The following is a 13,016-nucleotide window of genomic DNA, read 5'->3' as shown; positions in this document are numbered from 1 at the left end:
GGAAGCGGGCGCGCGGTGCTGAGGGCGCGCGGTGCTAATAGCCGATTAGCTGACGAGCACCACCGCGACGAGAAGGCCGATCTTCACGGCGAGGGCGACGTCGGCGGTCCGGCCGGTGGCGTGCGGCAGGCCGACCGCCGTCAGCAGGGTTACGGCGGCGCGCCGGACCGCCGGCCACAGCAGGACGGCCAGGCTCGCGCCGCACCCCGCGACGGCCAGTCGAAGGCCCACCGGGCCGGCAGCGACGACGCCGGCGATGGTCGACGCCGCGATAAGGGCGAATGCCTTGACAGCCGCGAAGGCCGTGACCGTCCGGCGAGCGCGGAGCAGAAGGGCGGACACGGCCGCGGACACGGCGACCATGACCAGAGCGGTCAGCGGGGTCAGCGGCTCGGGCCCAGTCTCGGCCAGGCGGGTGACATGCAGGTGCGGCAGCGGCTGTTCGAGCCGCAGTGCCGCTGCCGTCAGCACGGTGAGCGCAGCGACGCCGGCTTGCACACCGCGCAGGACCGCCACGGCCGCGACCACCAGGAGCAGACGGCGCAGACGTCTCCGGGCCGGCGTGCCCCCGTGGCCGACGAGCGGCCTGGTCACCGAATGTTCTCCTAAAGTCACTGGTCGCATGTGCGCCTACGCGGAGCAGGCCCACGCGATCGAACCGGCGAGCGTTCGGCCGCCGGTGCTCGTCGCCGAGAAGGAGACGTCGCCACCAGTAGCGGTGACCTGCGCGGTGGCCGGTACGGCGGTGACCGCGTAGTGGGCATCCGGGCCGGTCATCGACACGGTCACCGAAGCCTGGTAGCTCCCTGGCCCGTGGTAACCGGCCACCCGCACGACGTCCGAGACGGCGTAGCCGTGGACCGAGCCGCTCGCCGACGCCACGTAGCGGGCGCCCGCGGTCTGGCAGCTCACCACCGTGTCGACGTGGCCGGAGACCGCCACCGGGGAGGTGATGGCCACGGTCAGGGAGCCCGGCCCGCCGGCACCCTTCCCGACCGCATCCGTGGATGTCGCGGCAGCCGACGTCGCCGCCGACACCGGTGTCGTTGAGGTTGGCTGGTCGGCTGCCTGCTCGGCGGTCGCCGTCGCCGGCGCGGCGGTCACTACCCGGGTGCCAGGCTGGCAGGCCGCGATGGTAAGCAGCGCCGCGCCGGCAACGGTAGCCGTTGCGAGACCTCGACGGACCGGAGCCTGAAGGTTCATGGGAACGGGACACCTGCCTTCGGGAGATCGGAGATGGTCAGGTGGCCCCGACGGGTGACCGTGGGAGCCAGCCGGCTGGGTGCCACGGTTTCCGTGGACCGGCTGTGCCCGTGTCCCCTGCCAGCAAGGCAAGAACATCAGCCTGGAATGAGAACCCTTTCCCGGCAAGATGTGAGGCACATTCGGATCCGCAGTTTTCTTGCTATGACCGGGCAACCCGCGGAGGCGGTGAACGCGGCGTCACTGGTCGAAACGGGCCGGCCCGGTCAGAGGAGGTTGACGGGCCGGACCGCGGCCAATTCCTCCCCTGTACCGGCGGGGAGGACGATGCGGACGGTGGTGCCGGCGCCGGGGGCGCTGTCGAGGGTGGCGGTGCCGCCGTGGGCGGCGGCGATGGCGGCGACGATCGCCATTCCGAGGTCGCTGCCGGTCCGGCCACCGCCGCGGCTGCCGGCCGCCGACGGTCCTCGAAGGCCGCCTGAATCTGGCCGAGCATGGTGTTGAGCGCCGCCGCGAGCTGACCGGTCTCGGTGCGCGGACGCCCCGGCGGGACCCGCCGAGCCAGGTCGCCGCCGGCGATGGCGGCCGCCGTACGGGTGATGTCCCGCAGCGGGCGTAGCCCCCGGCCGAGCAACAGCCAAGCCGCCGTACCGGTCAGCGTGAGTACGGCCGCACCAGCGGCGGCCTCGTCCAGGGTCACATCGGCGAACGTGAGCACCGGCGCCGGCGGCACCCTGGCCGGGTCTCCCGCACTCATCCCCACCTCTTCCCGCATCCCCACCTCTTCCCGCCGCCCTTCAGCCCTCGCCAGCCCGGCCGGCGGGCTCCACCCCCGGCCACTACGAGGTCAGCGGCTCGTCGCACCCCGCATTCCATACAAGAAAGATGTGAATTCCGTACGAAAGCGGGTGGTGAGACGTAGTGGCGTAGGTGGCTGTCGAACTCGTACTCGGCGCGGTCGGCACCACGCCGCCCGCTCCCGGCACGCTATGGCGCGAGCAGATCAAAATCATGGTTGGGCGGGTATGCCAGGCTGTGGGCATTCCCTTGCCCGCTTATGGGCGCCGACCAGAGGGGTTCGATGATCATCCGCTTCCCCCGCACGTCTTGGTTGCTCGCCGTGTTCGTCGCTGGCGCGGTCGCCCTCACCGGCTGCTCGGGGCCGCTTCGGCGCTCCGCGGCAGGCCCGGCAGAGCCCGCCAGCACCGCGACGGCTTCTACGCCGGCCGCTGTCCCGGTCGGATCGTCGGTACGGTCGATCAACGTCGGCGGCGCCACCCGCGCCTACCGGCTGTACCGGCCGCCGACTCTGCCCGCGCGGGCGCCGCTCGTCGTCATGATCCACGGCGGTTTCGGTGGCGCGGAGCAGGCCGAGAACTCCTACGGCTGGGACGCCGAGGCCGACCGCGGCCATTTTCTCGTCGCCTATCCCGAAGGGCAGAACCATGCCTGGTCCGTCGGCGGCGGTTGTTGCGGAAAGCCCGGTGCGACCGGCGTGGATGATGTCGCCTTCATCACTGGCATGGTAGCCGCCATCCAAGCCGCCGTACCGGTCGACACCGCCCGTATCTACGCCACCGGAATCTCCAACGGCGGCATGATGGACTACCGGTTGGCCTGCGACACCACCATTTTCGCCGCGATCGGACCCGATTCGGCGACCCTGCTCGGCACCTGCCCCGCACCGCGGCCAATCTCCGTCATCGCCATTCACGGCACCGCGGACCACACCGTACGCTACTACGGCGGCGAGGGTGACGGGGTCGCAAAAATCAACGGACCGGCCGTCCCGTTCGTGAACGCGATGTGGCGTACCGCCGATCATTGTGCCACCCCGGCCACAACCACTACGGAAAGCGTCACCACCTTTATCGCCACCTGCCCGCAGGGACGGGCCGTGGAACTGGTCACCATTGCCGGCGCGGGCCACCAGTGGCCCGGCGGTGCCCGCCACCCGACGGCCGAGCGAATCCTGCATCTCGACCCGCCGTCAACCGCCCTGAATGCCACCGCGACCATCTGGGCCTTCTTCACCCATCAGGCAAGGTGAACCGCACGCCGGCGGGACTCTCGTTCTCCTCGTCCGCGGCGCTGCTGTGGCGGGCGGGCCCTGACCCGGCTGGATCTGCCCGTCGTGACCCGCACCGAGGCGGCCGTCGCCCGGGCGACGGCTCGATGTGCGCTGACCCGGGCGCTGGCCGCCTGACGGCCGCGTGGCCCGCCCCACCGGGAGCAGATGATCCTCGTCGTCATACACTGCCCTGCGCGATCAGCAGGTGGCGTGTACCGGTGCGGAAGGGTCCATGTGAACGTCCTGGAAGCGGTGTTTCTCGGCGCGGTCGAGGGGCTGACGGAATTTCTGCCGGTGTCCAGCACCGGACATCTGACAATTTTGGAGAAGCTGCTCGGCCACGACATCGACGACCCGGACATCACCGCTTTCACCGCGATCATCCAGGTCGGTGCGGTCTTCGCCACCCTGCTTTACTTCCGGCATGATTTCCGGCGCCTTCTGGCGGCGTGGGGCCGCGGTGTGCGCGATCCCGCCTGGCGGGAGCATCCGGATTACCGGTTAGGCTGGGCCGTCATTCTCGGATCGATTCCCATCGGCCTGGTCGGGGTGGCCTTCAAGGATCAGATCGAGACCACGCTACGCAGCCTGTGGTTCGTCGGCGGTGCGCTGATCCTCTGGAGCGGGGTGATGGGGTACGCGGACCACGTCGGTACCCAGAAACGTCACGAGGAGGACGTGACGTGGAAGGACACCCTGGTGATCGGCATCGTGCAGTGCATGGCGCTGATCCCGGGTATCTCGCGATCCGGGGCGACCATGTCGGCGGGGTTGCTGCGTGGCCTGGACCGGGTGGCGGTGACCCGGCTGTCCTTCTTCCTGTCCATCCCGGCCCTGATGGCGGCCGCGGCGCTGCAGGTCCTCACGAAGTCCGACGACATCGCCGACGGGGTGGGCTGGCCGGCGACGATCATCGCGACCGTGGTCAGCTTTGCCGTCGCCTACGTCGCGATCGCCTGGCTGTTGAAGTTCATTGCCAGACACAGCTACAGCGTTTTCATCGGTTACCGGCTGGCGCTCGGTGCCACCGTGCTCTTCCTCGTGGCCACTGGGATCGTCTCGGCGACCTGAGCCGGCGACCTGAGCCGGCGACCATCTTCGTCCGGCTCCCGCGGGGCGGCTCGACCACGTAAGTTTCAATCCACCGTCTTGCGGGTTCGTGGTTGTCCCCACGGGATGGGGAGACCGCCGGCCGCGCGGCCACGGAGGAAGGACTGTGATGCGGGATCTGCGTTCGCTGCCCAAGGGCCATCTGCATCTGCATTTCGAGCTGGGGATGCGGCCGTCGACACTGGCCGACCTGGCCGCCGCCGCGGGCGTTCCGACTCCCCGCACCACGGGGTTTACCGAGTTCGGGGGCTTCAGCGAAGTGATCGCCGGCATCCTGCCGGTCTTCCGCCGGCCCGAGGACTTCGAACGTCTCGTCGACGAAATGATCATCGATGCCGCGGATGAGGGCGTCACCTACCTCGAACCCAGCTTCTGGCCGTACGTTCATCTAGGCGTCTTCGGGAGCGCGGAGGCCGCCTGGGAGACGGTGCTGGCCCGATCGGATCAGGTCGGCGCGCGGTACGGGGTGACCGTCCGCTGGATGGCGGCCGTCGACCGGGTCTTCGACTCCCCCGAACAGGCCGTCTCCGTGGCCCGGTTGGCCCTGCGTTACGCCGATCGGGGCATCGTCGGCCTAGGGCTGCACAACGACGAGAACGGCTGGCCGCCGGAGCCGTTCATGGCGGCGTTCCGGATCGCGCGCGACGGCGGGTTGCTCTCGACCCCCCACGCCGGGGAACTCGACGGTCCCGCGTCGGTGCGTGGCGCCATCGAGACCCTGGATGCCGATCGTCTCCAGCACGGTATCCGCGCCATGGAGGATCCCCGACTCGTCGACACCCTCCTCGAACGAGGGACCTGCCTCGATGTCTGCCCGACGTCCAACCTGCTGCTCTCGGTCGTCCCGTCGATGGCCGAACATCCGCTTCCGGCCCTGCTGCGGGCCGGGGTGCGATGCTCGATCAACGCCGACGACCCGCTGCTGTTCGGGCCCACCTGTCTGGAGGAGTACGAGCTGTGCCGATCGGCGCTGGGCCTGACCGACGAGGAACTGGCCGCCTGCGCCCGCAGCTCGGTGGAATCCGGAGCCGCGCCGATCGAGGTGCGGACGGCGGCCCTCGCCGGCATCGATGCGTGGCTCGCCGACGCGGGATGTCTCGACGGCCGGTGACGCTCCGACGGCCGGTGACGCTCCGACGGCCGGTGACGCTCCGATGACGGGGGTACCGTCCCCCCACCGGCCCGCGCGGGTGGTCCTCGCACCCGACTCGTTCAAGGGATCGGCGACCGCGGCCGAGGTGGTCGCGGCGCTGGGCGCGGGCTGGCGCTCCGAGCGGCCCCGCGATCAGGTCGTGGGAGTACCGATCGCCGACGGTGGCGAGGGCACCCTCGACGTCTTCGCCGTCGGCGTACCCGGGTCGGAGCGGCACCCGGCACGGGTGACTGGTCCGGACGGGCGGGGCCACGACGCCGAATGGCTGTCGCTGCCCGATGGCACCGCAGTGATCGAACTGGCGAGGGCGAGCGGGTTGCCGCTGATGCGGGAACTCGATCCGTTGGGCGCGCAGACCGTGGGCCTCGGCGAGTTGGTCGCCGCCGCGATCGACGCCGGAGTCGACCGCGTTCTCATCACTTTGGGCGGTTCCGCCTCGACCGACGGTGGTACCGGTGCCCTCGCCGCGTTGGGTGCCCGGTTCCTCGACGCGGCCGGCCGGCCGTTGGCCGTCGGCGGCGGCGCCCTCACGTCGCTCGCGCACATCGATCTGACCGGGTTGCGGCCGGCGCCGGCCGGGGGAGCGTACTGTCTCGTCGACGTCGACGCGCCCCTGCTGGGCCCTGCCGGCGCCGCCGCCGTATTCGGGCCGCAGAAGGGTGCCGGACCCGCGGACATCACCCGGCTGGAGGAGGGGCTGCGCCGGCTCGCCCACCTGTTGGGTGGTGCTCCCGACGCCGCGGGAGCCGGGGCTGCCGGCGGCACCGCCTACGGCCTCGCCGCGGCCTGGGGAGCCGAGGTGGTCCCCGGCCTGCCGACGATCATCCAGGCGGCGGGCCTGCCGGCGGCCCTTGCCGGCGCCGACTGGGTGGTGACCGGCGAGGGCAGGTTCGACCGCACCTCGTTGTCCGGCAAGGTGGTCGGCGGAGTCCTCGCGCTGGCGCGGGACGCCGAGGTGCCCGTGCTCCTGGTGGCTGGGCGGGTTGACGCCCCCCGAGCGGAGGGGGTCCGGGCCGAGATCGCCCTCGTCGATCTCGCCGGGGGGCCGGCCATGGCGATGGCCGAGCCGCTCCGGTGGCTGCGGAGGGCCGGCGCCGAGCTGGCCCGCCGGGTCACGACCGCCCGGTGAGCGGGAGCGCCCGGTGCGGGGGAGCGGCCGGGCCCGGTCTGTGGGTCAGACCCGGCGGTTCATCCCGGTGAGGAGGTAACCGATCTTACGCCAGGTGTTGGGCCCGCAGACCCCGTCGTCCGGGATGCGGCCGAACCACGGCGCGGCGTAGCGCTGTAGGGAGGCCACCCGGGCAGTGGTCCGTGGCCCGTACACGCCATCCGGCGTTATCCGGTTGGGATCACCGGTGGGGGCCTCATGGCCAAAGATGATGTTCAGGGCGTTCTGGAGCTCCACGACGTCCGGACCACGCGATCCCTCCCGCAGGGTCGGACGGTCGTCGTAACGGTGCCGGGGATCGGCGGCTGCGCCGACTCCGTTATGCCGCGCGGCGGCGAGGATGTCCCGGCGTCGGTTGGCCCGGATGTCACCCGGGCAATTGTGGCCTCCCCACGCCTGGCCGCCCATCCGGTGGGTACCGATACCGTAACCGGCGGGAGAGTCGGTGATCTCTTCCTGCCATCCGAACTCCCGCATCCCCCACTGAAAGAGCTCGCCGAGCCGGATGATTTGTAGGGGTGTGTAGTCCTCGGTCTCGTACCCTTCGCATTCGCAGGAGATCCAGTATGGATTTCCTGCCGCCTGGGCCCAGGCCCTCCGGTCGAAAGGAACGTACTGCTCGAAGTCGCCGCTCCTCGACAGCCACAGGTGTGAGCTGACCTGGCTGGCGGGGTTGTCGAACCAGCCGAACAGGGAGCCGCCGCCCACCTGGACGTGCGGGATGAGGCCTCGGGTGGGTTGGATCATCACTCCGGTCGTGTTCCGCACCGGACGGAAGCGGGCCGGCGGGTACAAGGTCGGTGCCATCGCTACCGGCTCTCCTTCCCACGTGTGTCGCCGCGACAGATCCTCGTCTGGGAAATCACGATTCCGGGCCGCTTCCTGTTCATGGGGTCATCAGGTCGGTTGACCGCTACAGTCATAGTTTCCAGCCGGAGTACCAGCATGGCCATAGTGCCGGGCTGCTGCGGAGAGGTCCGCATCGGGGCGGTATGCCCGGACATATGGTGAGTGGAAACCCTCCCGCTGGATCCCTGACAGGGGCCCGACCCGGTTCGGTGGTGCGCCCCAGGCACGGACAGCCGACGCCGCCGCGAGCCGCCATCCCTTCGACGCCTCGTCAACCCTCGGTATCGAGGGGCATACTGACTGTTTTTTGCGGATGTTTGCGGGAACCGCGGACCGGGCGGCGGAGCCCGTGTTTCGATGCCGCCTATATGGTTCTACCGCCTGTATCGTTCTAGCGCCTGTATCCTTCTACCGCATGATCGACCCGCAGCCGGGCTCGAGAAGGAGGCATTCAATGCGGTATGCCGTATCTTCCCCGCGACGAGTCGGACGGCCGTTATCCTCCGGAGCGCCGGGAGCACCGGAAGCGGCTGCGTCCGGAGGGTGTCGTCCCGCGCGGCGCGGTTCCCGGCGGGCGGGCCGGCGCGGCGGCGCGACCCGGACCACCCTGGCCACTCTGACCACCGCCGGGGCGACCCTCGCGGTGAGCGGCATCCTGGCTCTGGTGAACGCGGGCGCCGCGCAGGCCGGTGGAGCGACCTGGGCGAGCTGCCCGGGCGGGCAGGCGACGGAGGTCGGTGTGCCGGCGGCGGCCGGAGAGCCGAACAGACCCGCGACGTATCTCGACGCCGGTTTCTACGTCCATGTCGCCTCGTTGTGGCCGCCGGCCACGGCATCGCTGTGCCGGACCGGTCCCGGCCGGGGTGAGGAGGCCGGCGAGCCGATCTTCAGGTTCGGGCACCTGAGCTGCCCCGGCGGCGACGCGACCTTCGGTGTGCGCAGGCCCGCGGTACCGGACCGGGCGAGCGCCGACGTCCCGTCGGCGACCTGGGGGACCTACCTGCCGGCCGGCTGGTACAGCCTGGACGACCTGAGCGACCCGTCGTGGACGTCGGTTTGCTGGTCGTCCAGGAGACGCTGACCGATCCCGGCCGGCGAAGCGCCGATTCAGGTCGAAGCGCCGAATCCGGTCGATCGGATTAATCGGATTAACCGGAATCGGCGCGAGAGGACCGGACCGATCAGTAGCGGTAGTGGTCGGCCTTGTACGGACCCTCGACGGGCACGCCGATGTAGTCCGCCTGCTGCTTGGTCAGCTGGGTGAGCCTCACGCCCAGCGCGTCGAGGTGCAGCCGGGCGACCTTCTCGTCGAGGTGCTTGGGCAGCACGTATACCCCGACGGGGTAGTTTTCGGTCTTCGTGAACAGCTCGATCTGCGCGATCACCTGGTTGGTGAAGCTGTTCGACATCACGAAGCTCGGATGTCCGGTGGCGCAACCGAGGTTCATCAGCCGGCCCTCGGCCAACACGATGATCGAGTGGCCGTCCGGGAACACCCACTCGTCGACCTGCGGCTTGATGTTGATCTTCTCGATGCCGGGGGTCCTGGCCAGGCCGGCCATGTCGATCTCGTTGTCGAAGTGCCCGATGTTCGACACGATCGCCTGGTGCTTCATCGCAGCCATGTGCTCGGCATGGATGATGTTGAAGTTGCCGGTCGTGGTGACGAAGATGTCCGCCGTCGCGACGACGTCCTCCAGGGTGGTGACCTGGAAACCGTCCATCGCGGCCTGCAGGGCGCAGATCGGGTCGATCTCGGTGACGATCACCCGGGCTCCCTGGCCGCGCAGCGCGTCCGCACAGCCCTTGCCGACGTCACCGTAGCCGCACACCACGGCGACCTTGCCGCCGATGAGCACGTCGGTGGCGCGGTTGAGACCGTCGATGACGGAGTGGCGGCAGCCGTACTTGTTGTCGAACTTCGACTTCGTCACCGAGTCGTTGACGTTGATCGCCGGGAATGCCAGCGTGCCGGCCTTCGCCATCTCATAGAGACGGTGCACGCCGGTCGTGGTCTCCTCGGTGACGCCCTTGATGTTCTTCGCGGTCTCGGTCCACCGACCCGGCTTCTGCGCGATGGTGCGGCGCAGGGTCTCCAGGACGATCGCGTACTCCTCGCCGTCCGCGGCGTCCGTCGCGGGGACCGCGCCGGCCGCCTCGAACTGGGCGCCCTTGTGGACGAGCAGGGTCGCGTCGCCGCCGTCGTCGAGGATCATGTTCGGGGTGCCGCCGTCCGGCCAGGCCAGCGCCTGGTCCGTGCACCACCAGTACTCCTCGAGGGTCTCGCCCTTCCAGGCGAAGACCGGCACGCCCCGCGGGTCGTCCTTGCTGCCGTTCGGCCCGACGACGACGGCGGCGGCCGCGTGGTCCTGGGTGGAGAAGATGTTGCAGGAGACCCAACGGACGTCGGCGCCGAGCGCTACCAAGGTCTCGATCAGCACCGCGGTCTGAATTGTCATGTGCAGGGAGCCCATGATGCGGGCGCCCCTGAGGGGCTGGCTGGCCGCGTATTCCGCCCGGGTGGCCATGAGGCCGGGCATCTCGTGCTCGGCAAGCCGGATCTCCTTGCGGCCGAACTCGGCCAGTGCGAGATCCGCGACCTTGAACTCGAAACTCATGCCCTCTCCTTCGACGCTCGGGCGGCTGCCGAGCCTATACGGCGGATGTCTCGTCCCGGTTTCCACCCGCCATCGGCCGCGGCCGTGATGCGCCGGCCTTGGAACGGGTTTCTTGAGCGTCCCACATGTCGCCGTGTTGACGAAGACCCGGTCCGGTTCTGTCGACCGCCGGGCCCGGGTCGTCCTGGCGCGGCTGGTGCACCCAGCCGCGTTCGTCCGCCCAGATCAACAGGGGTGGGAGGACGACCAGCGCGGACAGCAGGGCGATGGCGACGTTGAGGGCGACCAGCAGACCGAAGTCACGCAGCAGCGGTAGGGAGCTGAAGGCCAGGACGGCGACCCCGATCACGGCGGCGAGCGCGGAGACCACGAAGGCGCGTCCGGTGCGGGCCGCGGTCTGGTCGACGGCCTCCTTCGGTGTCAGGCCGCGTCGACGCTCTTCCAGGTGGCGAAGCACGAGCAGGGTGGTGAACTCGCTGCCCAGCGCGATGACGAGCGGGCCGCCGACCGCGGTGAGCGGGCTGAGATCGACGCCGACCAGCCAGGCGATCATGGAGCTGAGCCCGACCGCGATCAGCACCGGCACCAGCGACAGGACCGCCCGGACGATGCTGCGGTGCCAGACCAGCAGCATGAGCAGGACGCCGACCAGCGCGAAGTAGGTCAGCTGGGTCCGGTTCTTCGTGAAGTTCTCCAGCAGCCCGGTGCCGACCACGACGAGGCCCGACGGGGTGGCGCGTACCCCTTGCGGCGGATGGACCGTGTCCCGGATGTCGTCGACGATTGCGGCCTGCCGTTCCAACGAGCCCGATCCGGTACGGAAGACGAGGTTGAGCGCGTTGTGGGCCAGGTTCACCGTGGCGCGCTGGAGGTCGGGCGGTGCCGCGGCGTAGCCGAGCCGGACGTCCTGACCCGTCGGCAGGACGACCGTCGTGTTCGGCACCTCCATCATGAAGCTGATGGTCGTGACGAGGCTCGACGCGGTCAGCAGGTCGGCCGGGTCCTTCGCGAGCCGGGTGTTCGCGAACTCGGCGAGGAAGGCGACGGTGGCGTCGTCGAAGACGTTCGGTGACTGGACGTAGATGCCCAGCTCGCTGGCGGATCCGGTGCTCGCGCGCAGCGTGTTGATGTTCTTGATGACCTGACCCTGCTGGTCGACCCATTTCTCCGGATCGGTCTGGATCTTCAGTGTGCCGTCGGTGACGATCCCGACGGCGAAGACCGCGACGGACACGGCGACGAGCGGGAGCGCGGTGATCCGTGGCAGGGACCCCAGGGTGATCACCGTCCGACCCAGCGGGCCGTGGGTGTAGTCCTTCGGGGGGGTCGGCCGGCGACGTTCCCGCAGGCCCAACGAGGCGGTGAGGAACAGGATCGTGGCGATGACGATCACCGGCAGGCCCAGGGCGAGCAGCGTGCCGAAGTCCCGGATCATCGGGACGTCGCTGAACTCCAGCGCGAGGAAGGACAGCACCGCGGCGACGGTGGCGACACTCAGCGCGGGCAGCAGCCCGGCCAGGGCCGCGGTGACGGGATGGCCGGCCCGGGCCAGTTGGGCCTCCTCCTCCACCCGGCTGTGGAGCTGGACGGCGAAGTCGATGCCGACGCCGAGCAGCACCGGCAGACCGGAGATGGTCACCACCGACAGCGGGACACCCGCGTAGCCGGCGAGGCCGAACGCCCAGATGAGGCCGACGGCGACGACGCCGAGCGGGAGCAGCCGCCAGCGCACCGCGAAGGCGACGAGCAGCAGGCCGGCCATCAGTGCCAGGGAGATGCCCCCGAGGGTGACGAACCCGCCGCGCAGGTAGTCGTTGAGGTCGCGCAGCAGCGCGGGCGCCCCGGTCGACATCGTTGTCGCATTATCGAACATGCGTTCGGACGCGGCCTTCTCGGCCAGGGTCGCGGCCTGGCCCTCGGTCGTGAGGGAGGCGTTGCCCCGCAGTCGGGTGACCATCTGGCTGGTGGATTCGGTCGGGAAGAACGGCTTGATCGACTTACGGATGGCACCCGTGTTGTCGCGGAGCAGGAAGGAGACCCAGGCCGGGTTGTCGTAGACCCGCTCGGCCACCGGGATCGCCTGCATCCGCCGCAGTGTCGTGACGGAGTCGGCGAGGCGCCGCTGGGCGGAGACCGGATCCGGATCGCGGCGCTGGGCACCGAGCAGGATCTTCCCGGCGGGGCTGTTGACGGGATTGCCGTCCGGGCTCGTGACCAGGTTGTTCGTGAACTCCAGCGCCGTGAGCGGGGTGATCACCGATTCGATCCGGTCATCGGCGTCGAGGCTGGCCTGCAACTCCCGGAACTGGCTGATGTTGCGCTTGGTGAATAGGTCCTCGAGTCGTTCGCCCTTGTCCAGGGTGAACAGCGTGACCATCGCCTGGCCGCCGAAGAGGGACTGGTAGGCGACGTTGTCCCGGGCGACCTGGGAGTCGGGGTTCAGATAGTTGTCCTGGCCGGTGGTGAATTCCAGCCGGGTGGTTCCGAACCCCAGGGCGGCGGTGACGAGCAGCGCCACGACGGCGACGATGCCCGAGCGCCGACTGACCGTACTGACCATACGGGCGAGTGCCGCCGATGGCCCGGACCGGCGGTCCGGGCCCGACCCGTGCTCCGGTTCCGAGGTGCGGCCTGGCTCCGACCGGTGTTCGGGCCGGCCGGGATGATCGGCTGGATCGTCGGTGGAGGGGGAAGGCGTCGACATCGGTCACGCTCCGGAGTTATCCGCGTTGCCTCCGGATCGACGCGCGTTACCTGTCGGTCCGACGGCTGTGTCCCTGCTGTATAGCGCAGCAGGTCACACCGCCTGAAGGCCCCGGGGCAGCCGATTTCGCCGGAAAATGT

General features: G+C 69.9%; 11 protein-coding genes and 1 pseudogene. 5 read left to right on the top strand and 7 right to left on the bottom strand.

Annotated elements, in window-relative coordinates:
* Positions 1-45: 45 nt before the first annotated feature.
* From BMG523DRAFT_RS04635 to BMG523DRAFT_RS27225, 4 genes and pseudogenes are all read right to left on the bottom strand, one after another.
* Positions 46-594 carry a hypothetical protein gene (locus BMG523DRAFT_RS04635; RefSeq protein ID WP_023840008.1) on the bottom strand — a complete coding sequence of 183 codons (549 nt, stop codon included), beginning with the start codon at positions 592-594 and terminating at the stop codon, positions 46-48.
* A 36-nt stretch (positions 595-630) separates the two neighbouring features.
* The gene (locus BMG523DRAFT_RS04630; protein ID WP_023840009.1) at positions 631-1,203 is read right to left on the bottom strand and encodes a hypothetical protein; all 573 of its coding nucleotides are present in this window, start codon (positions 1,201-1,203) and stop codon (positions 631-633) included.
* Positions 1,204-1,469: 266 nt separating this feature from the next.
* Positions 1,470-1,616, bottom strand: coding sequence for an ATP-binding protein (locus BMG523DRAFT_RS27230; RefSeq protein ID WP_023840010.1), 147 nt, complete (start codon positions 1,614-1,616; stop codon positions 1,470-1,472).
* A 56-nt stretch (positions 1,617-1,672) separates the two neighbouring features.
* A pseudogene (locus BMG523DRAFT_RS27225) lies at positions 1,673-1,846 on the bottom strand (HAMP domain-containing protein); the annotation flags it as partial.
* Positions 1,847-2,284: 438 nt separating this feature from the next.
* Between BMG523DRAFT_RS27225 and BMG523DRAFT_RS04625 the strand changes: the two are divergent.
* The 4 genes from BMG523DRAFT_RS04625 to BMG523DRAFT_RS04610 all read left to right on the top strand — a co-directional run bounded on the left by BMG523DRAFT_RS04625 (position 2,285) and on the right by BMG523DRAFT_RS04610 (position 6,666).
* Positions 2,285-3,253: a PHB depolymerase family esterase gene (locus BMG523DRAFT_RS04625; protein WP_011438814.1), complete on the top strand. Its 969-nt coding sequence runs from the start codon at positions 2,285-2,287 to the stop codon at positions 3,251-3,253.
* Between the two features lie 255 nt (positions 3,254-3,508).
* Positions 3,509-4,345, top strand: coding sequence for an undecaprenyl-diphosphate phosphatase (locus tag BMG523DRAFT_RS04620; RefSeq protein WP_043590496.1), 837 nt, complete (start codon positions 3,509-3,511; stop codon positions 4,343-4,345).
* A gap of 148 nt (positions 4,346-4,493) precedes the next feature.
* Entirely contained in the window at positions 4,494-5,495 is a 1,002-nt protein-coding gene (gene add, locus BMG523DRAFT_RS04615) for an adenosine deaminase (RefSeq protein ID WP_011438812.1), read from the top strand.
* Between the two features lie 43 nt (positions 5,496-5,538).
* Positions 5,539-6,666, top strand: a complete 1,128-nt coding sequence (locus tag BMG523DRAFT_RS04610; protein ID WP_035908668.1) for a glycerate kinase — start codon at positions 5,539-5,541, stop codon at positions 6,664-6,666.
* Between the two features lie 45 nt (positions 6,667-6,711).
* Here the strand turns inward: BMG523DRAFT_RS04610 and BMG523DRAFT_RS04605 are convergent, their stop codons facing one another.
* Complete coding sequence (locus BMG523DRAFT_RS04605; protein WP_011438810.1) at positions 6,712-7,512, bottom strand: N-acetylmuramoyl-L-alanine amidase; 801 nt, start codon at positions 7,510-7,512, stop codon at positions 6,712-6,714.
* Between the two features lie 685 nt (positions 7,513-8,197).
* Here BMG523DRAFT_RS04605 and BMG523DRAFT_RS04600 point away from each other — a divergent pair.
* Positions 8,198-8,635 carry a hypothetical protein gene (locus BMG523DRAFT_RS04600; RefSeq protein WP_232234815.1) on the top strand — a complete coding sequence of 146 codons (438 nt, stop codon included), beginning with the start codon at positions 8,198-8,200 and terminating at the stop codon, positions 8,633-8,635.
* 100 nt (positions 8,636-8,735) lie between these two features.
* Here BMG523DRAFT_RS04600 and ahcY read toward each other — a convergent pair whose 3' ends face one another.
* Both ahcY and BMG523DRAFT_RS04590 read right to left on the bottom strand, forming a co-directional pair.
* On the bottom strand, positions 8,736-10,172 hold the full coding sequence (ahcY, locus tag BMG523DRAFT_RS04595; RefSeq protein WP_023840013.1) for an adenosylhomocysteinase: 1,437 nt from the start codon (positions 10,170-10,172) through the stop codon (positions 8,736-8,738).
* Between the two features lie 34 nt (positions 10,173-10,206).
* Positions 10,207-12,732 carry an RND family transporter gene (locus tag BMG523DRAFT_RS04590; RefSeq protein ID WP_108913675.1) on the bottom strand — a complete coding sequence of 842 codons (2,526 nt, stop codon included), beginning with the start codon at positions 12,730-12,732 and terminating at the stop codon, positions 10,207-10,209.
* Between the last annotated feature and the right edge of the window lie 284 nt (positions 12,733-13,016).

Source organism: Frankia sp. BMG5.23 (assembly GCF_000685765.2).
In the GTDB taxonomy this organism is placed as follows: domain Bacteria; phylum Actinomycetota; class Actinomycetes; order Frankiales; family Frankiaceae; genus Frankia; species Frankia casuarinae.
This window is presented reverse-complemented; position numbering and strand designations above follow the sequence as displayed.

Excerpts from the sequence above, each read along its gene's own strand:
- BMG523DRAFT_RS04630 (WP_023840009.1), bottom strand. The coding sequence starts at position 1,203 with ATGAACCTTCAGGCTCCGGTCCGTCGAGGTCTCGCAACGGCTACCGTT.
- BMG523DRAFT_RS04610 (WP_035908668.1), top strand. The coding sequence starts at position 5,539 with ATGACGGGGGTACCGTCCCCCCACCGGCCCGCGCGGGTGGTCCTCGCA.
- BMG523DRAFT_RS04625 (WP_011438814.1), top strand. The coding sequence starts at position 2,285 with ATGATCATCCGCTTCCCCCGCACGTCTTGGTTGCTCGCCGTGTTCGTC.
- ahcY (WP_023840013.1), bottom strand. The coding sequence starts at position 10,172 with ATGAGTTTCGAGTTCAAGGTCGCGGATCTCGCACTGGCCGAGTTCGGC.
- BMG523DRAFT_RS04590 (WP_108913675.1), bottom strand. The coding sequence starts at position 12,732 with ATGGTCAGTACGGTCAGTCGGCGCTCGGGCATCGTCGCCGTCGTGGCG.
- BMG523DRAFT_RS27230 (WP_023840010.1), bottom strand. The coding sequence starts at position 1,616 with ATGGCGATCGTCGCCGCCATCGCCGCCGCCCACGGCGGCACCGCCACC.
- BMG523DRAFT_RS04605 (WP_011438810.1), bottom strand. The coding sequence starts at position 7,512 with ATGGCACCGACCTTGTACCCGCCGGCCCGCTTCCGTCCGGTGCGGAAC.
- add (WP_011438812.1), top strand. The coding sequence starts at position 4,494 with ATGCGGGATCTGCGTTCGCTGCCCAAGGGCCATCTGCATCTGCATTTC.